Annotated in this window: 14 protein-coding genes; 7 read left to right on the forward strand and 7 right to left on the reverse strand. The window is 55.6% G+C overall.

The genetic code is table 11. The features are described from left to right. Nucleotides 1-29: 29 nt before the first annotated feature. The gene (locus ABIB18_RS13000; protein WP_354474263.1) at nucleotides 30-1082 is read left to right on the forward strand and encodes an FUSC family protein; all 1053 of its coding nucleotides are present in this window, start codon (nucleotides 30-32) and stop codon (nucleotides 1080-1082) included. Nucleotides 1083-1127: 45 nt separating this feature from the next. Here ABIB18_RS13000 and ABIB18_RS13005 read toward each other — a convergent pair whose 3' ends face one another. The 3 genes from ABIB18_RS13005 to ABIB18_RS13015 all read right to left on the reverse strand — a co-directional run bounded on the left by ABIB18_RS13005 (nucleotide 1128) and on the right by ABIB18_RS13015 (nucleotide 4182). Then, nucleotides 1128-2675: a UbiD family decarboxylase gene (locus ABIB18_RS13005; RefSeq protein ID WP_279809943.1), complete on the reverse strand. Its 1548-nt coding sequence runs from the start codon at nucleotides 2673-2675 to the stop codon at nucleotides 1128-1130. Between the two features lie 10 nt (nucleotides 2676-2685). After that, complete coding sequence (locus ABIB18_RS13010; RefSeq protein ID WP_031374426.1) at nucleotides 2686-3087, reverse strand: SRPBCC family protein; 402 nt, start codon at nucleotides 3085-3087, stop codon at nucleotides 2686-2688. A 201-nt stretch (nucleotides 3088-3288) separates the two neighbouring features. Continuing rightward, the gene (locus ABIB18_RS13015) at nucleotides 3289-4182 is read right to left on the reverse strand and encodes an ABC transporter six-transmembrane domain-containing protein (RefSeq protein WP_031374425.1); all 894 of its coding nucleotides are present in this window, start codon (nucleotides 4180-4182) and stop codon (nucleotides 3289-3291) included. Between the two features lie 95 nt (nucleotides 4183-4277). Here ABIB18_RS13015 and ABIB18_RS13020 point away from each other — a divergent pair, with 95 nt between their 5' ends. The 3 genes from ABIB18_RS13020 (at nucleotide 4278) to ABIB18_RS13030 (ending at nucleotide 8199) form a co-directional block, all read left to right on the forward strand. Then, nucleotides 4278-4853 (forward strand): TetR/AcrR family transcriptional regulator, encoded by a 576-nt coding sequence (locus tag ABIB18_RS13020; protein ID WP_354474555.1) that lies wholly within the window; start codon nucleotides 4278-4280, stop codon nucleotides 4851-4853. A 479-nt stretch (nucleotides 4854-5332) separates the two neighbouring features. Beyond that, nucleotides 5333-6718: a diaminobutyrate--2-oxoglutarate transaminase gene (locus ABIB18_RS13025; protein ID WP_176035905.1), complete on the forward strand. Its 1386-nt coding sequence runs from the start codon at nucleotides 5333-5335 to the stop codon at nucleotides 6716-6718. A gap of 14 nt (nucleotides 6719-6732) precedes the next feature. Continuing rightward, nucleotides 6733-8199 carry a pyridoxal phosphate-dependent decarboxylase family protein gene (locus ABIB18_RS13030; protein ID WP_031374422.1) on the forward strand — a complete coding sequence of 489 codons (1467 nt, stop codon included), beginning with the start codon at nucleotides 6733-6735 and terminating at the stop codon, nucleotides 8197-8199. 58 nt (nucleotides 8200-8257) lie between these two features. Here the strand turns inward: ABIB18_RS13030 and ABIB18_RS13035 are convergent, their stop codons facing one another. Next, complete coding sequence (locus tag ABIB18_RS13035; RefSeq protein WP_354474266.1) at nucleotides 8258-9574, reverse strand: MFS transporter; 1317 nt, start codon at nucleotides 9572-9574, stop codon at nucleotides 8258-8260. A 206-nt stretch (nucleotides 9575-9780) separates the two neighbouring features. On the opposite strand from ABIB18_RS13035, the gene ABIB18_RS13040 reads away from it, so the two are divergent. After that, the gene (locus ABIB18_RS13040) at nucleotides 9781-10068 is read left to right on the forward strand and encodes a VF530 family protein (RefSeq protein WP_031374421.1); all 288 of its coding nucleotides are present in this window, start codon (nucleotides 9781-9783) and stop codon (nucleotides 10066-10068) included. A gap of 73 nt (nucleotides 10069-10141) precedes the next feature. On the opposite strand, the gene mqo is transcribed toward ABIB18_RS13040, so the two are convergent. Then, a complete protein-coding gene (gene mqo, locus ABIB18_RS13045; RefSeq protein WP_031374420.1) occupies nucleotides 10142-11791 on the reverse strand; it encodes a malate dehydrogenase (quinone) in 1650 nt (549 codons plus the stop codon). Between the two features lie 311 nt (nucleotides 11792-12102). Between mqo and ABIB18_RS13050 the strand changes: the two genes are divergently transcribed. Both ABIB18_RS13050 and dcuR read left to right on the forward strand, forming a co-directional pair. Next, nucleotides 12103-13737, forward strand: a complete 1635-nt coding sequence (locus tag ABIB18_RS13050; RefSeq protein ID WP_425028394.1) for a sensor histidine kinase — start codon at nucleotides 12103-12105, stop codon at nucleotides 13735-13737. Beyond that, nucleotides 13734-14453, forward strand: coding sequence for a two-component system response regulator DcuR (gene dcuR, locus ABIB18_RS13055; RefSeq protein WP_031374418.1), 720 nt, complete (start codon nucleotides 13734-13736; stop codon nucleotides 14451-14453). The genes ABIB18_RS13050 and dcuR overlap by 4 nt, the downstream gene beginning before the upstream one ends. Here the strand turns inward: dcuR and ABIB18_RS13060 are convergent. Then, nucleotides 14447-15415 carry an FAD:protein FMN transferase gene (locus ABIB18_RS13060; RefSeq protein ID WP_354474269.1) on the reverse strand — a complete coding sequence of 323 codons (969 nt, stop codon included), beginning with the start codon at nucleotides 15413-15415 and terminating at the stop codon, nucleotides 14447-14449. The two genes, dcuR and ABIB18_RS13060, sit on opposite strands and share 7 nt — an antisense overlap. Nucleotides 15416-15477: 62 nt before the next feature. Then, nucleotides 15478-18255, reverse strand: a complete 2778-nt coding sequence (locus tag ABIB18_RS13065) for a flavocytochrome c (protein ID WP_354474271.1) — start codon at nucleotides 18253-18255, stop codon at nucleotides 15478-15480. Between the last annotated feature and the right edge of the window lie 504 nt (nucleotides 18256-18759).

The following is an 18759-nucleotide window of genomic DNA, read 5'->3' on the forward strand; positions in this document are numbered from 1 at the left end:
TGGGATTCAGATCAGGGAAATGCCGTGACGTGAACAGCACTCAACAACTCAGACATGACATGCGATTAGCGCTCTGCTGTGTGCCCGCTATCCTGATAATTTTTGGCATTGGCCTCGCGACCCAGCATCTCCGGGAAGCCAGCGTGATGGCCAGCGGTGCACTGCCGCTGGCGTTTGGTGCCAGTAAAACCTGGGAGGGATCGTCAGCAAAATTACTGCTGGCGACCCTGCTCAGCCTCGGGCTGTGTGCATTTTTCGGTGCGCTGACCGGCAGCCTGCTGCTGTTTATCAGCGGTTCAATGCTGTTCGCCGCTGGCTATGCGGTAATCAGCGGCATTAATGGCACCGCCGGCTGGGTGGTACAACAGTCGGCCATCGCCTGGATGATATCCGGTTATTTTCCGGGCGACATCAGTCACGCCGCCAGCCGCGCCGGGCTGGTAATGCTCGGCGGTACGGTGCAGCTGATGCTGATTTGCCTGCTGGTGCGCAGCGGGGACTTCCGGCTGCAATCGCTGACCCGCGTTACCTGGCGCAGCGCTGTCCGGCGGCTGAAACACGCCTCGCGGCCCAAAATACATCTGCGCTGGTCGGTGGTGTTTGCCGTCATCGCTATGGGCACGGCGCTGCTGACAGTTCATCATTTTTCGCTGCAGAACGGCTACTGGACCGGCATGACCCTGCTGCTGTGCCTGCGCAGTCATTTTCGTGAATCACTGCTGCGGGTACCCGCCCGCACCCTTGGCACGCTATCGGGTTGCCTGGCGGCAGGCATTCTCAGCCACAATGTGCATCAGCCTGCGCTGCTGGCGGCGGCATTTATCCTGTCAGCGTACATCGCCTTCACGCTCTCTTACCGGCTGGCGAACGGCTCCTATTTTGTTTTTACCTTCTTCGTCACGCTGATGGTCGTGCTGATGATTTCGCTCACCGGTCTGGTGCAGGGTAACGTGGCGGAGGATCGTCTGCTGGCAACCGCCATCGGCAGCGGCTTCGCGCTGGCCGCGATCCTGCTGACCCGTCTGGCGGCAGCCATGCAGGCGAAGCTGAGCGGAAAGGCGGATTTCGAGACGCTTTACTGAAAGTAACCCGCCGTGAGTCAGCGGCGGGTTACAGCTGGTGGCGGATTAATGCGGGAACAATGAGGGTGCCCACAGGCTGGGATCGACCTCAGCAAACCGGGCGCGAATGAAATGCGGTTTGAGTTTAAACGGCACGGTACAGTCAAAGATGGTTTTGGTGGTGGTCCCTTTGTCGCTGATGCGCGGATCGTAAAACGGTTGCTGGGAAGGATCGAGCACATGCCCGGCCACGCCCGGCACAAACAACGTATCCAGATCGCCGACAAAGCGGGTCTGCATCGCCCACATCACGTCATCGGTATCAAACAGATCGACATCCTCATCCACCAGAATCACGTTCTTCAGTTCGCGGTAGACCGCCAGCGCAATCAGTGCCGCCTGGCGGGTCATTCCGTCATCACCGGCATTGCGTTTCGCCACCTGTAGCACCGCCAGAAACTTGCCGCCACCGGCACTGTGGGCATAGACGTTTTTGACCAGGCCGGGCAGCGCATCTTCACATTGCAGATAGATACTGGCCTCAGTGGGGATACCGGCAAGGCTGACATGCTCTTCGCCCGGCCCGACCAGGGTCTGCAATATCGGCTGGCGGCGGGTGGTAATCGCTTTGACCTTAATCACTGGCAGCGACGGATTGGCCTCGCCGGTGTAGCCCGGAAACTCCGGCATCGCTTTGCCGCTGTGGGTGTGCTGATCTTCCGCCACCCGCACGCCTGGCAGGATCTCGCCTTCTATCACTATCTCGGCCCGGGCGATGGCGCGCTGGTTTATCGTCAAACAGTCGACCAGCTCTACCGGCCGGCCGCGCAGTCCTCCGGCAACGCACAGTTCATTGAAGCCAAACGGCGTAGTGGGCGCTTCGAACTCCGCGCCGATAGTGATAGCCGGGTCCAGTCCCATATTGATTGATACCGGCAGCGCCTTGCCTGCCGCTTCAGCTTTTTGCCGGAAGGCGTCGATGTGGCGGCCAGGCGCAAAGAAAATCGACAGCTCATCCTTACCCTGAACACATAAGCGATGAATAGTGACGTCGGTGTTATCACGGTCGTCCGGATCGCTGCCCAGCACCAGCCCGAGGCAGAAGTAAGGGCCGGCATCTTCAGTGGTATTGGTTGGTGCGGGTAGAATCTTACGCAGATCAAAGTCCGGATCGTCGGCGCGATAGACCACCTGCTGACACGGCGCATCCTTCTGCTCTATCTGCACCGGCGGAGTGACGTTACGTCGCGCCTGCGCCATCTGAATCCCCAGCTCGCGTGCCGGCGCACCCAGCAGCGCGCTGACCCGTTCGCGGCTGGCCATCAGCCCCACCAGCACCCGCGCATCCGGAAAGCCTTTGATGTTATTAAAGGTCATCGCCGGGCCGATGCGGGTCGGCCGCATCACTGTCCCGCCGGCACCGATATAGCGGTAGACGCCCGCCAGTTCGGCAATCGGGTCGACTTCGCGATCGGTCTCAATATAGTGACCCGGTAACGTTTGCAGCAACGCGATCGCCGAGCGCAAATCGTTAACCGGCGGCACCTGCCAGCCCTGAGGATGCGGATCGCCAGGTTTAACTTCATGATAGGTGGTCGGGCGTTTTTGCGGCATGATTCACTCCTTATCGGGATTCAACCCAGCTTTTCAGATGCTGTAACACCTCACCCCAGCGGGTATTGCAGAACGGCAGATGCGGATCGCGATCGGACCAGCCACCATGACTGAGCGCCACAATGGTTTGATCGGGTCCGAAATCGGCCAGCGTGATACGCAGAGTTTTTCCCGCCGGGCTATCCGGCTCGTCAACCGAGACCTGCACCAGTTCCTCGTCCGGCACCAGTTTTTCGGTTCGCCAGCTGATATGGGCGTGCGGATTAGGTCGCAGAGTCAGAATTTCGCCCGCGGCAATCGTTCCTTCAACCACACCCAGATGCCAGCTGGCGAGTTGGGTGATATCGGTTAAGGCGGCATAGACCCGGCTGCGTGCAGCGGTGATTTTGATGGCGTGATGAAGCGTGATCATATGAACTCCCCGAACAGCGTGTAAAAGCAGTCGCAGAAAGTATATGTGTCAATCAGCAGCACGGTTTGTCCTGGTTAGTCCTCTCCCGCTTCGCACCGCCTGTCAGCGATGTCAGCCCCGACGCCACGCAGGCTGGCAGGCCGGGTAAGGTTTGAGTCAGTAAATGTAACCATTCACTGCACCAGGCTTTCCCCGCGCCGCTTATAGCTCGCCGGTATTGACCCGGCGGCCAATATCCCGCAGCTGCGAATATTTCTCCAGCAGCTGCGGACCGTCATCCAGGCTCATGGCAAACATCCACATATAGGTCATCACCGAATAGAGGTGCCCGGCCTGAATATTGCCGCGACCGGACATGGCGAAAATGGTCACGCCAAACAGCAGCGCCGCGACGCTGCCTATCGCCAGATAACCCAACGCTTCCCGATCGGATAAGCGAATACGCAGGCTGGCCAGCACCTGATAGTGACGTCCCAGCGCCGAAGGGCTGGCATCACCAACCAGCTGCACCTCTTTTTCCAGCCGGTTATTCAGCCGACCAAATAACGCGTCGTTTTTACGGGTGAAGCCGGGCAGGAAGCAGGCGAAAAACAGCAGGATCGCCAGGCAGCCCGCGCCGGTCCAGAACTCAATCACCAGCAGCATCACCGCCGCCCCGCTCATTGACGCCAGCGAGGTGATCAATACCGGTAAATGCTTCTCAAAAAAGTCGACAAATTCGCGTGACAGCGCGACGCGTGCCGCAATAGTCGAGGCGTTATGTTGCTCGTGTCGCTGCGCCACAATCACCGGCACCGCCAGTTCGGCGTAAATACGGGCGAAGGTGCGGGTATCAACGCTGCGCCGTGCGGCGCCGATCGCCCACATGATAAACACCATCACCGCATACAGCAGCGCATGCCAAGCCTGGCCGGTCACAATGGCATTGATAGCAAAGCCAGCCAGCAGCGGATACAGCAGGTACATCACATTTTCAGCCACCACCAGCAGCAGCGTGAGCATGAGTTTTCGGCTGTGTCGGCGTCCGAGCTTTTTTAATGTCAGAATAGCGCTGCGTGCGGCAGGTACCGGCACGAGGTTTTTGGCGGAATACATAGAATTATTTTCTGATAAGATGAGTCTTGAGCGGTTGCTCAAAATCGAAAGGCAGTGTATTTGAGCAACCGCTCAAAGTCAACGAGAGAGCGATGATGAAACAGTCGGCGGAAGCGCTAAGAATTAAAATCCTTGAGGGTGCAGTCGCACTATTTATTGAGAAAGGCATCGGGAAAGTGACCACCCGGGAATTAACCGAATCCGTGGGGATTTCACGCAGCCACATCTATCACTATTTCAGCAACTGGCAAACGCTGTGTCTGGCGGCGCTTGAACGCTTCATGCATAACGAGTTTGCGCACTTTTCCGCGATGCTGGCGGCCGTTCCGCCGCCGCAGCGCCTCGGGCTGTTGTTTGAAAGCTATCTGCCCAACTCGCCCGATGCGGTCTGGCAGCTTTACGCTTCGTTCTGGCAACTGGCGAGTCATAATCCGGCTTATGCGGCGCTGGCGGAAGAGATGACGGCAAAATGGCAGGGGCTGATGGAGAGTCTCATCGCTGCTGAGGTCGAAAACGGCACGCTGTGCGTAACCGATGTGGCACGCACCGCACGACAGCTGAGTGCCATGCTCAATGGCTACGCCGATCTGCTGACCATCAATCCTTCCGCAGCCAAAGCCGGTGAAGCACTGGACGATTTGAATCATTTTGTCGGACAAATGCGCGGATAACGTCCTTTTAACCGTTGCGGTTAACGCCAGCAAAGTGGGTCATTTTTAATTAATTGTTAATAAAAGGTTTAATATTTTAACGAATTGACTGGCTGACTGCGATTATTTAAACCGCCCGACAAAGCGACAATAATGCCGGCTTTTCTTTTTTTAGCGGCGCTTTTTCGAATAGCGTTTTCCCGCCGAAACAGCTGTTTACACAACTGGTTATCCCTTACTGCCAGCCCATGAAACCGGGTAAATCCGTGTTTTTACGTGCTTTATTAAAAGCCCCTGAACAGATCCCGGCTGATAAAAACGCTCATAAAGCAACCAAGCCGTTGATAAACAAAGCAAATAATCCGTAAACCGGCGATAAAATTAATCATTGAGTCGGACCTTAAAAACCAATATATTGGCCGCGTTTTATCTACAGCCATTACTTTTTTTATTCATTTATTCAACTGCGACGTTACACCCGTCCCGGTTGTAGGAGAGATATGATGACGGATAAAGTCCGTATTGATAGTTTGAATGCGCAGACCTTAAACGGAAACAATGAAACCTATTTAGCCCGTCAGGCTGAATTTGAATCAAACGTTCGAAGTTACCCACGCAAATTGCCGTTCGCGATTGCGAAAGCACAAGGTGTCTGGATCACTGACGTCGAGAATAATCAATATCTTGATTGTCTTGCCGGTGCCGGAACGCTGGCATTGGGCCATAACCATCCAGACGTTCTGCAGAGTATTCAAAATGTCATTACCAGCGGCTTGCCGTTACATACGCTCGATTTGACTACCCCGTTAAAAGATGAGTTCTCTGAGTACCTGCTCTCTTTACTGCCGGGCCAGGGCAAAGAATATTGCCTGCAGTTCACCGGTCCGTCTGGCGCGGATGCGGTTGAAGCGGCTCTGAAACTGGCGAAAAAGCATACCGGTCGTTCCGGTATCATCAGCTTCTCGGGGGGTTATCACGGTATGACCCACGGCGCGCTGTCGGTGACCGGCAACCTGTCACCGAAAGAGGCCGTCGACGGTATGATGCCGGAAGTGCAGTTCATGCCGTATCCGCATCTTTATCGCTGCCCACTGGGCCTTGGCGGTGAAGCGGGCGTTAAAGCACTGACCTACTACTTCGAAAACCTGATCAACGACGTTGAGAGCGGCGTGCGCAAACCAGCGGCGGTGATCCTCGAAGCGGTTCAGGGTGAAGGCGGCGTTAACCCGGCGCCGGCGGAGTGGCTGCAGCGCATCCGTAAAGTGACCCAGGAACATGGCATTCTGCTGATCCTCGATGAAGTGCAGGCTGGTTTTGCCCGTACCGGTAAGTTCTTCGCCTTTGAACACGCCGGCATTGAGCCGGACATCATCGTGATGTCCAAAGCGGTCGGCGGCGGTCTGCCACTGGCGGTGCTCGGCATTAAGAAACAGTTCGATGCCTGGTCTCCGGGTCATCACACCGGCACGTTCCGCGGCAACCAGCTGGCGATGGCAACCGGTCTCACCACCCTGAAGCTGCTGAAAGACAATAACATTGCTGACAAAGTGGCGGCGCAGGGCGAGTGGCTGAAAGGCAAACTGGGCGAACTGCAACAGCGTTATCCGGTGATCGGTAACGTGCGCGGCCTGGGTCTGATGATCGGCATCGAGATGGTGAAACCGGACGAAGCCGCCGATCACATGGGCAGCTTCCCGGCCGATGGTGAACTCTCGGCGCTGGTACAGAAAAAATGTTTCGAAAACGGCCTGATTCTGGAGCGTGGCGGTCGTCACGGTAGCGTGCTGCGTCTGCTGCCGTCCCTGCTGATCACCAATGCAGAACTGGACGTGTTTATGGATAAATTTGAAAACGCCCTGCTGTCAGCTGGCGTGAAACCAGTTTGAGTGGAGTGAATGCAATGTCCCGGTTAAACCCGATTCTGGCGGCCTCAGCACAGAGCACCGAGGCCTACCAGCAGGCGATTGCCCAGAGTAGCGCGGCGGTCGTTAAGTGGCTGGAACAACCTGAGATGTATCAGGGCAAAACCGTCGCTGAGCTGCGTGAACGTATTACGCTGGACTTCAATCCTCAGGGCCTGGGTAACCAGGCCGCGATTGAGCGCGCCATCGAGTACTTCCTGAAAGACAGCCTGTCAGTGCATCACCCACAATGTGTGGCGCACCTGCACTGCCCAAGCCTGGTGATCAGCCAGGCGGCAGAAGTGTTGATCAACGCCACCAACCAGAGCATGGATTCGTGGGATCAGGCACCTTCCGCCACCATCATTGAGATGAAGCTGATCGAGTGGCTGCGTACTCAGGTGGGTTACCAGCCTGGCGACGCTGGCGTGTTCACCAGCGGCGGCACCCAGAGCAACCTGATGGGCCTGATGCTGGCGCGTGATGCCTGGTTTGCCCGTCAGGGACATTCGGTACAGCAGGATGGCCTGACCGGCGATCTGAAAAAGATCAAAGTCTTCTGCTCTGAAAACGCGCACTTCTCGGTACAGAAGAATATGGCGCTGCTCGGCCTTGGCTATCAGTCGGTGACGTTGGTTAAAACCGATCGCTTCGCCCGCATGGATCTGGACGATTTACGTCACAAGCTGGCCCAGGCTCAGGCCAACGGCGAGCAGGTGCTGGCGATTGTTGCGACTGCAGGCACCACCGATGCCGGTGCGATCGATCCGCTGCGCGAGATCGCCACGCTGGCGGCAGAACAGCAGATCTGGGTACACGTCGATGCGGCCTGGGGCGGTGCGTTGCTGCTGTCCGAACAGTATCGCGACTATCTGGATGGGATTGAGCTGGTGGACTCCATCACGCTCGACTTCCACAAGCAGTTCTTCCAGACCATCAGCTGTGGCGCTTTCCTGCTGAAAGAGGCGCGTCACTATGAGCTGATGCGTTATCAGGCGGCCTACCTGAATTCAGAGTTTGATGAAGCGCAGGGCGTGCCGAATCTGGTGTCGAAGTCGCTGCAGACCACCCGTCGTTTTGATGCACTGAAACTGTGGATGGGTCTTGAAGCGCTGGGTCAGAAACAGTATGCCGCGATCATCGATCACGGCGTGACGCTGGCGCAACAGGTTGCTCAGTACATTGAGCAGCAGGCCGCGCTGGAGCTGGTGATGCAGCCGCAGCTGGCGAGCGTGCTGTTCCGCTATCGCCCGGCCCATCTGGCGCACCTCAGCGACGCGGAAATCGCGCTGCTGAACCAGCGTATCGGTGATGCCCTGCTGGAGTCTGGCCGCGCCAACGTCGGCGTTACCGAATTCAACGGCGTCACCTGTCTGAAAATGACGCTGCTGAATCCGACCGTCACGCTGGAAGATATTCAGATCCTGCTGACCCTGGTGGAAACCACTGCACAGCAGCTGGTGTAAGTTACCGGTTGTTAAAAAGGCTCCCACGGGAGCCTTTTTTATGCCGGCAACAGCCGGTTTAGCGCGATGGCGGTTCATCCAGCAGCCGCAGATGGTCATCTTTGTTGAGGGTCATCAGCGCCACAATGCTGATCAGCGCGGTGATCATCACGTACCAGGCGGGAATATCCAGATTACCGGTCTGCCTGATTAAGCCGGTGATAATCAGCCCGGCACAGCCGGAGAAGACCGCGTTAGAGAGCGAATAGGCCAGCCCCAGACCGGTATACCGCACGCGGGTAGGAAACATCTCCGCCAGCATCGCCGGTCCCGGTCCGGCCAGCAGTCCGACTATCCCGCCAGCAATAAACACCACCAGCGCCTTCAGTCCCAGACCGCTGCTCGCCGCCTGCAGTACGTTGAGCAGCGGCAGCGCCAGCAACAGCAGCAGTACCGCCGCCGTCACCATCACCGCGCGGCGGCCAATTTTATCGCTCAGTATGCCAGCCGGAATGATGGTCGCGGCAAAGCCGAGGTTCGAGATCACCGCAATCAGCAGCGCCTGATTAAAACCGGTATGCAGCGAAGCCTGCAGGTAGGTCGGCATAATCACCAGATAGGTATAGCCGGCGGCCGACCACACCATCAGCCGACAGATACCAAGCAGAATAGTTTTCAGCGTCGCGCCGAGGCTGGCCTTAACTATCCCGGCCGCCGGTTCTGCCTGTTGCCGGATAAACGCCGGGGTCTCCTCCATCTGCACCCGCAGCCAGAGCGCCAGCGCACCTAAAGGCAGCGCGAGGAAAAAGGGAATACGCCAGCCCCACGCCAGCATCTGCTCCGGGGTTAACAGCAGTGACAGCAGCGCCACAATGCCTGCGCCCGCCAGCAGTCCCAGCGCCACGGTAAACGACTGCCAGGCCCCGAACAGCCCACGCTTACCGCGCGGCGCAAATTCGGTCATCAACGAGACCGCCCCGCCATATTCGCCGCCCGCGAACAGCCCCTGCAGAATACACAGCACGGTAATGATCAGCGGAGCCAGCACGCCCAGGGTAGCGTAGGTCGGTACCAGCCCGATGGCGGTGGTCGCCAGCGTCATCATAATCAGCACAAAAATCAGCGTCGGCTTACGCCCGATGCGGTCGCCCATCCGGCCAAAGATAATCGCGCCGAGCGGACGGAAAAAGAAGGCGATGGCGAACGAGGCATAGGTCAGTAAGATTCCGGTCAGCGCCGACTCCCCCTCAAGCCGAAAAAAATTCTGCGCAATCAGGGTGGCGAGAAAGCCGTAAACGGCAAACTCATACCATTCAATAAAATTCCCCACCGAACCGGCCAGCAAAGCACGTTTACGGCTGGCGGAACTGAGCAGCTTATCAGCGGCGTCGGACATGGCAGGTGATCCTTTTTGTCGTGGCATCAATCGCTTATGATTAGCACAATCGCTGATAAATTGCCCGGGCATCTGTGGTCGGCGTTAACTCAGCCACAAAACGCCGCGCCAGAGTACGGTTAGCCGGCTTTTTCGTCCGGGGGACTTGCACTCCGGCGCGACGATCGTCAGGATGTGCGCAATTAACTGAACCGGGCGGATAAACCATGAACGCACACACTTCAAAAGATCCTCTGCACGGCGTGACGCTCGAGATGCAGGTAAACCACTTAGTGGCACAGTATGGCTGGTCTGAGCTGAGTAAGCGCATCAACATTAACTGCTTTAAAAGCGATCCCAGCGTGAAATCGAGCCTGAAGTTTTTGCGCCGTACGCCGTGGGCGCGGGCAGAAGTCGAAGCACTCTACCTGGCGTCTTTGCAGCAGAAAACGCAGGCGGCACCTGCGCCCGAAGAGGACCCCTGGGCGGGCTGGCGAGGCAATAAGCCGGAGTAATCGCGATTGCCAGAGGAATAAAAAAAGCCCGCGTCGGGTAACCGGCGCGGGCTTTTTGACGATCAGGCGATGATTACAGCGCCATATCGTGTTGCGGTGATGCGGCCGATTTTTCAGCCGGCGCAGCCGGTGCTGCTGGCGCATTGTCATCCATATGGATCACCGGCGGCGTGGTCAGTTGCAGCGTTGACGCGGTGTCATTCCACACCTGCTGCAGCAACGGAACGTTGTCATTCAGTTTCTGGCCGTAACCCGGGATCATTTTATGAATCTTCGCCTGCCACTCGGCTGACTTAAACTCTTCCGGGAACAGTTTCTGCATCACGTTCAGTGCGATTGGGGCCGCAGTTGAGGCACCCGGTGAGGCACCCAGCAGTGCAGCAACGGTTTTCTGCTGATCGGTCACAATTTCGGTGCCCAGTTTCAGCACGCCGCCCTTCTCTTCATCTTTTTTGATGATCTGTACGCGCTGACCGGCCTGAATCAGTTTCCAGTCCTCTTTCTTCGCATCCGGATAGTACTCTTTCAGTGCAGCAAAGCGGTCATCGTCAGTCAGCATCACCTGACCCACCAGGTATTTCACCAGGTCGAAGTTATCCATCCCAACGTGGGTCATCGGGATCACGTTGTGGGTGGTGGTGGTGCTCAGCAGATCAAACAGGGAACCATTTTTCAGGAATTTGGTTGAGAAGGTGGCGAACGGTCCAAACAACACCACGCGCTTGCCATCCAGGTAACGGGTATCCAGATGCGGAACCGACATCGGTGGCGCACCGACAGAAGCCTGACCGTACACTTTGGCCAGATGACGATCGGCAATCGCGCTGTTCTCTGTCACCAGGAACGAGCCGCCCACCGGGAAGCCAGCATAGTTTTCAGCTTCAGGAATACCGGTTTTCTGCAGTAACTTCAGCGCGCCGCCGCCAGCACCGATAAAGACATATTTCGCATCAACCGCACGCTCAGTGCCGTTTTTAGCGTCTTTAATGGTGACGTGCCACGAGTTGTCGCCGTTACGTTTAAAGTCCGTCACTTCGGATGAGGTTTCCAGTCTGAAGTTATCATTTTTCTTCAGGCTGCCGATCAGCTGGCGGGTAATTTCACCGTAGTTAACGTCGGTGCCGACCGGCGTCCAGGTCGCGGCCACTTTCTGCTGCGGATCACGTCCTTCCATCACCAGTGGTGCCCACTGCGCGATCTGCTGATGATCGGTAGAGAACTTCATGCCCTGGAACAGCGCGGTTTTCTGCAGCGCCGCGTAGCGTTTGGTCAGGAAGTCGACGTTGTCGCCCCATACAAAACTCATGTGCGGTGTCGAGTTAATGAAGCTGCGGGGATCGTGCAACACGCCTTCTTTAACCTGTGCGGTCCAGAACTGGCGAGACACCATAAAGGCTTCGTTGATTTCCAGCGCTTTGGTGACGTCAATCGAGCCATCTTTACGCTCAGGCGTATAGTTCAGCTCCATGTTGGCAGAGTGACCGGTACCGGCGTTGTTCCAGCCGTTAGAGGATTCCAGCGCCACGCCGTCCAGTTTTTCCACCATGATCTGTTTCCAGCCTGGCTGTAACTCTTCCAGCATGGTGCCCATTGAGGCGCTCATGATGCCGCCGCCAATTAACAGTACGTCGGTTTTCTCTGGTGAAGTTTCAGCATGAAGCGCTGAAGAAACAAGCAATGCCGCGAGGGAAAGTGCAGGGATAACTTTTGTTGATTTAATCATTTCGCAATCTACAGTTAACTTAATCGTACTGGTTAAAAAAAGTCCTCAAAGTTTAAAATAATGTTATTTATGAGTTAATGCGAAAATAGTTATAAAATTAAAAATAGCCATTTAGTCTTAATTTAATTACAAAAGGCATACGAAATTTACTAACTATTTTAACCTCACATTAAAGGTGCACTTTGAATTATTCAATCCCCTAAGGCAAATAATCTGACCGTTTTTTCCTGCTGCATACGCGGCTAAACCTGTACGGGTGCAGCGTCTTAGCGTATGTTTCCTGGCGAACCACTCACCCGCGCTGAACACCGATGAAAAGCCAATCACAAAAAAGATATGCCGTGAATAAACGCCCGATGAAACTCAGCACGCTGACCACACTGATGATGACGGCGGTGATCTTTACCGTCCTGCTGTGCGTCCATCTGCTCTATTTCATTCAGATAGATAATTTTGCCCAGTCGCATCTTAAAGATAAAGCGATGGCGGTGGCACGCACCGTGGCCGACAGTCCCGAGCTTCAGCGTGGACTGCGCCGTCCTGACGGTCGCGACCTGATACAGCCCGTCGCCGAGGCGGCACGCAAACGCAACGATCTGCTGTTTGTGGTGGTCACCGATATGAAAGGCATCCGTTTTTCGCATCCTAATCCCGATGCGATCGGCAAACATTTCATTGGCGACGATCTCAATCCGGCGCTGGCTGGCCGGGAAAATGTTGCGGTCAATCACGGTGTGCTGGTCGAAGCATTACGGGTGTTCACTCCGGTTTATGACGACAGGCATCAGCAGATTGGCGTGGTGGCGATCGGGATTTCACTCAATGACGTGGCGGCGCAGATCGCTAAAAGCCGCTGGAACATCGTCTGGACCGGCTTATTTGGCGGTATTGTCGGTTTGCTGGGTATCTATATTCTGGTCAGACGGCTGAAGACCATTTTGCTCGGGCTGGAACCGCATGAAATTTCCAGCCTGTTTGAGCAACGCCAGGCGATCCTTAATTCGATTAAGGAAGGGGTGATCGCGGTGGACGAGCACTCCCGCGTCAGCCTGATAAACCATGCCGCGCAACAGTTGCTGCACGAGACCACCCGCAAAATGCCACTGAGTGGCGATAGCCTGCCGGAAGAGAGCGTACTGCACAGCCACCAGCAGGATGCGCTGCACCAGGGCAAAGCCTGGCACGATCAGGAACTCACCATCGGCGGGCGTATTCTGATCAGTAATACCGTGCCGGTGCGCAGCCGCGAGCGGATTATTGGCGCGGTGACCACCTTCAGGGACAAAACCGAGATTAGCCAGCTAATGCAGCGCCTGGACGGCATGGTAAACTATGTCGATGCGTTGCGTGAACGCTCCCATGAGTTCATGAATAAGCTGCATGTCATTCTGGGTCTGCTGCACATGAAAAACTATGCGCAGATGGAAGAGTACATTCTTAAGACGGCGAACAACTACCAGACTGAGATTGGTTCGCTGTTACAGAAGATCAAATCGCCGGTCATTGCGGGCTTTCTGTTAAGCAAAATCAACCGGGCGAATGATGAAGGGCATCAGCTGATTATTGATGAAGCCAGTTTCCTGCCCGACTGCGGCAGCGAACAACAGAGCGCCGTGCTGATCACCGTGCTGGGTAATTTAATTGAAAACGCCCTTGAAGCGCTGGACCCGGAAACCGAAGGGGAAATCCACCTGATGCTGCATTATCAGAATGGCTGGCTGGCCTGTGAAGTCAGTGATGATGGCCCCGGCATTGATGGGTCGCAGCTCGCCGCCATCTTCGAACGAGGCGTCTCGTCGAAAGGAGACGATCGCGGCGTGGGACTGTTCCTGGTTAAACAGCAGACAGAAAGCCTGGGCGGTAATGTCAGCGTCGAGTCGGAGCCGGGTGTGTTCACCCAATTTTTAGTGCAACTCCCGTGGGAGAGAGGAAGAAAAGTCGAATGATCAATGTCTTAGTTGTCGATGATGATGCTATGGTCGCCGAGCTGAATCGCTGTTATATCGGTCAGATCCCCGGTTTTACCTGCTGCGGCACCGCCTCGACATTACAGCAGGCCAAAGAGCAGTTACTCCAGTCGGATTCGCAGGTCGATCTGGTGCTGCTGGACATCTATATGCAACAGGAGAACGGTCTCGACCTGCTGCCCGAACTGCGCAGTGCCGGACGCCCGGTCGACGTGATCATCATCTCTTCCGCCGCCGATGCGGCCACCATCAAAACGTCGCTTAATTACGGTGTGGTGGACTACCTGATTAAACCGTTCCAGTTTGCCCGCTTTGAGGAAGCGCTGACCGGCTGGCGGCAGAAAAAAGCGCTGATGGATAATCATCAGTTTTATCAGCAGTCGGATGTTGATCAGCTATTGCATGGCAATCCACCGGGCGCCAGTGAGCAGAAACGGCTGCCTAAAGGCCTGACGCCACAGACGTTGCGCACCTTATGCCTGTGGATTGATGCCCATCCGGGCACCGAGTTTTCCACCGATGAACTGGCAACAGAAGTGAATATCTCGCGCGTTTCCTGCCGGAAATACCTGATCTGGCTGGCGCAGATTAATATCCTGTTCACCAGCATTCACTACGGCGTTACCGGCCGGCCGGTCTATCGCTATCGTCTGCAGCCGGAATATCACACCCTGCTGAAGCAATATTGTCAGTAAGCCAGCCGGTAATCCGCGTCCAGCAGACTGAAAGAAAAGTGACGTTGTGACGAGCAGATGACCTGCTTGTCGCGGGTCACAAAAATCGCTTCAATAGCGGGCGAATCGGCGAGGCAGGCGATACCCTTCTCCACGCCCATGCCATACAGCAGCGTGGTGTAGATATCGCCGTCAATCGAACGGTCGGAGATCACCGTCACGCTCAGCAGTTCGTTATCGAGCGGATAGCCGCTGCGGTCATCCAGAATATGGTGATAGCAGACGCCGTTCAGTTCGAAATAGCGCTCATAGATACCGGAAGTCACCACCGACTTATCTGCTACGTGAATCACCCCAATCAGCGCATCCGCCGTGCCGAACGGTTTTTTCAAGCCAATCGCCCAGCCGGGTGACGCCTCTTCTTCCGGTGAGCCGACCGTCTGAACGTTACCGCCCAGATTAATCAGTGCGCTGTTCACCCCCTGCTGACGCAGAAACGCCTGCACCCGATCGGCGATATAGCCTTTGGCGATCGCCCCGAGATCAATTTCCATCCCGGCTTTCGCCAGCATCACGCTGTTCGACGCCGGGTCGAGAATCACATCATGCGGATTGGTCAGTGCCAGACAGGCCTGTAACTTCTCTGCCGGCGGCACGCTGTTGCCCTGAAAGCCAATTTTCCAGCACTTCACCAGCGGACCGATGGTCAGGTTAAAACGGCTGTCGGGCAACAGGCTGACGGCGTGAGCGCAGGCAATCAGATCGAATACCGGCTGACTCACCACCACCGGATGCTGGCCCGCCGCCTGATTGATCGCCATCACTTCAGAACCGGAACGGTTAACGGTGAACAGGTTCTCCTGCTGTTTAATCAGACGGAAGACCTGGCCGGCAAGGGTTTCATTGTGTTCGAACAGTTTGAGCAGAATGGGCGAACCCATCAGAACCGCGGAGTAAGCATAGACACGCGCATCAGTTAACATAGGCGACTCTGCTTTAAGCAAGGAAACCGGCATCCGCTGAGCGCGGATGCCGGAGAGAGCGATTACCGTTTCGCGTAAGCTGCCGCGTTACCGCCCGCCAGAATACCAAAGATGATGATATCAGCGACGGCGTTACCGCCGATGCGGTTAGCGCCGTGGATGCCTCCGACCACTTCACCGCAGGCCCAGGCACCGTTAATCACCTGCTGCTGGCTATCCAGCACCGCAGTGGTGGTGTCGATTGTTACACCGCCCATGGTGTGATGGACGCCCGGCGCAACACGGATGGCGTAGAACGGACCTTCGCTCAGCGGATGACGCAGCGCGGTCTGACGGCCAAAGTCTTCATCTTTCTGCTGAATGACAAAGCCGTTGTAGCGGGCCAGTGTCGCTTCCAGCGTCCGGTGTTCCATGTTGAGTTTCACCGCCAGTTCACCGACCGTCGGCGCGCTGACCACAAAGCCTTTAGCGATATATTCATCGGCCGCTTTGTTATTCATCCGCACCTGCTCGTCAAACACAATCCAGGCACTCTTCTCAGGCAGAGCAATGATTTGCGCCGAGACTTTGTCACGGGTTTCCATTTCGTTGTAGAAACGTTCACCCGCCTGACTGACCAGGATAGCACCGCCACCGCGGATTGATTCAGACACCAGATACGAGGTGGTCTGTTCAACCGTTGGGTGAATCTGGATTTCGCCCATATCGACCGTGCCGGCACCAATTTTGGTCAGCATGGCGATACCGCTACCGGTGGCCCCTTTGTGGTTGGTGGTGACGAAGCCATCCAGTTCAGGACGGTATTTCACCACCAGCTCGCGGTTAGCACTGAAGCCGCCGGTCGCCACGATCACGCTTTTCGCATTCAGGATCCGGCTGTCATTGTACTCATCGACCACTTTCACGCCGGTCACCGCGCCGTTCTCGTAGAGGATTTCAGCGACAGAGGTTTCCAGCAGCACTTCAATATTACGGGCGTTGATATTTTTCACCAGCCCGCTGATCAGGAATCCGCCAACGGCTGAACGATCCGCCGGACGGTGAGTACGATCGATGCTCATACCGCCGGTGATGGTGATGTCGTTCAGTTCGATGCCGTGGTCGGCCAGCCAGTCAATCGCTTCCGGCGCCAGGTCCACGAACTCACGCAGCAACACCGGGTTGTTTTTGAATTTGCCGCCTTTCAGCGTCTCTTCATAGAACAGCTCTTTGCTGTCCTCGATGCCTTTCAGTTTCTGGAAGCGGGTTTCCGCCGCGTTCATGCCGACTGACGCCTTGATGGTGTTACCGCCGATGGTCGGCATCTTCTCGATAATCACCACGCGCGCGCCTTCATCGTGCGCCTGAATCGCTGCCGCCAGGCCCGCGCCGCCGCTGCCTACCACCACCACATCATAGTTCTGCGGTGCGTTAGGGTTGCCGCCCTCTTCAATCACATGTTCTTTGCTGGAGGTGGTCAGGGCGCGCGAAACCGCTTTCTTCAGTGCTTCACTCTGGGTGGTCGCACCGGTGATCGCATCCACGTGCGGGCTGTTTGCCACCAGAATACGGTTACGCAGGCTCTCAAAGGTGGTGGTGAAGTCGACGTCCAGCGTGTCATCCGGCACCAGTGAGATGTCGGTGATACGGTCGGTATCCAGCGTGACGTTGATTTTCAGCTTCAGTGCTTCAGCTTCAACTTTCTCCTGATAGACACCCGCTTTGTATTTGCGGCCCGATTCGCTCATGTCGCGGATCATCGCGTCAACCAGCGAGAAGCGCCACAGCGGTTCCGGGATTTTCAGCTCTTCACGTTTGTTACTGTCGATATAGAGATCGAGATGCTCGTTGTTGATGATGCGGTCGGCCCAGTTCGGGTAGGCAATACAGGCTTTACCTATTGCCACCAGATCGTAGCCTTTTTCCAGCGCCATCTCAGCATCCGATTTTTTCACCACGCCACCGACGCCAATCACCGGCACTTTGGCCAGCACCGGCGAGCGCATCGCGATGTATTTTTCGATCAGCGGAGTAGGATCCTGGGTATCCACAATCGACGGACGCAGCAGCTGGCCAACCGAGAAGTGGACGTAATCCAGTCCGCGTGCCGCCAGTTTCTCCAGCAGATAGAGCGTATCGTCAAAGCGGATGCCGGGTACTTCAATCTCTTCCGGCGAGAAGCGATAGCCGATGATGAATGAGTTATGCGCAAAGCGCTCCGCCATCTTATGGGTGATTTCCAGCACTTCCAGTGGGAAACGGGCGCGGTTGTCGCGGCTGCCGCCCCATTTGTCGTCGCGCTGGTTAGAGTTCGGGGAGTAGAACTGCTGGATCAGGTAGGTGTTGGCACCGTGAATCTCTACCCCATCAAAACCGGCCTTAATCGCACGGTTCACCGCGTCACCAAACTTGGTGATCATGGTATCGACTTCTTCAGCCGTCAGCGCCTGTGGTTTGGTTGCGCCTTCACGCGGTGCAGCGATTGCGCTCGGGGCGACCGGCGTTTTGCCGCCGATCAGCTCCGGTTCGACCATGCGGCCACCGTGATAAATCTGCAGAATCGCGGTCGATCCCTCTGATTTTATCGCGTCAGCAATGCGTTTCAGGCCAGGAATTTTGTTGTCGCTGTCGATGGCAATCGCGCCCGGGAAAGCCGGACCACGGTTGTCGATAAAGCAACATTCGACGATGACGGTACCAAGGCTGCCCGCGCGGGCACGATAATATTCCACCAGCTCGCTGGTCACCGTGCCGTCATAAAAACCGGTACAGGTGGTCATAGGTGCCATCACTAATCGATTTTTAAGCACCGCACCGTTAGGCAGCGTCAGGGGAGTGAGAATCGGGGTGAGAGTATTCATGCGATAAACTCCAAGATTTAAAAGTCTGGAAATTTTTAGCGGACGCAAAGTATCGCTTAATTAAGTGGTCCGATGTCATGGCCTAAATATACCATTTTCTTTTCTTATATAAGCGATAAATTTACTTTTTAAACTTTTAAACCATTTAGAGTTTTTATTTGCCGAAAACGGTAAGTGAAGTTATATTAATTGTTAACCAAGGGTTACCAAAAATCAACCCTTCGTTTACATTAAAAACAACATCTTGCATATCAACAAGTTATGTCATAGACTAGCCAGCTCACAGCTTTCCCGCCTGCCGATCTGGATCACAGAAAGGGTGCTGCGCCCGGTAGCGGGATATAAATTAAAAATAAATGTTAAAAATCAGGAATAACCATTTAATTTTATTGATCTGGATCAAAAATCTATATTTCCAGAAATCGCATCATATTCACATCGGATTATAACGCTGCTGTTTTTAGCAGCGATGAGTCAAAAAACATTCAGGCATCACGGTTTATT

The organism is Pantoea sp. UYEF8 (assembly GCF_040546285.1).
GTDB classification, from domain to species: Bacteria; Pseudomonadota; Gammaproteobacteria; order Enterobacterales; family Enterobacteriaceae; genus Pantoea; species Pantoea brenneri.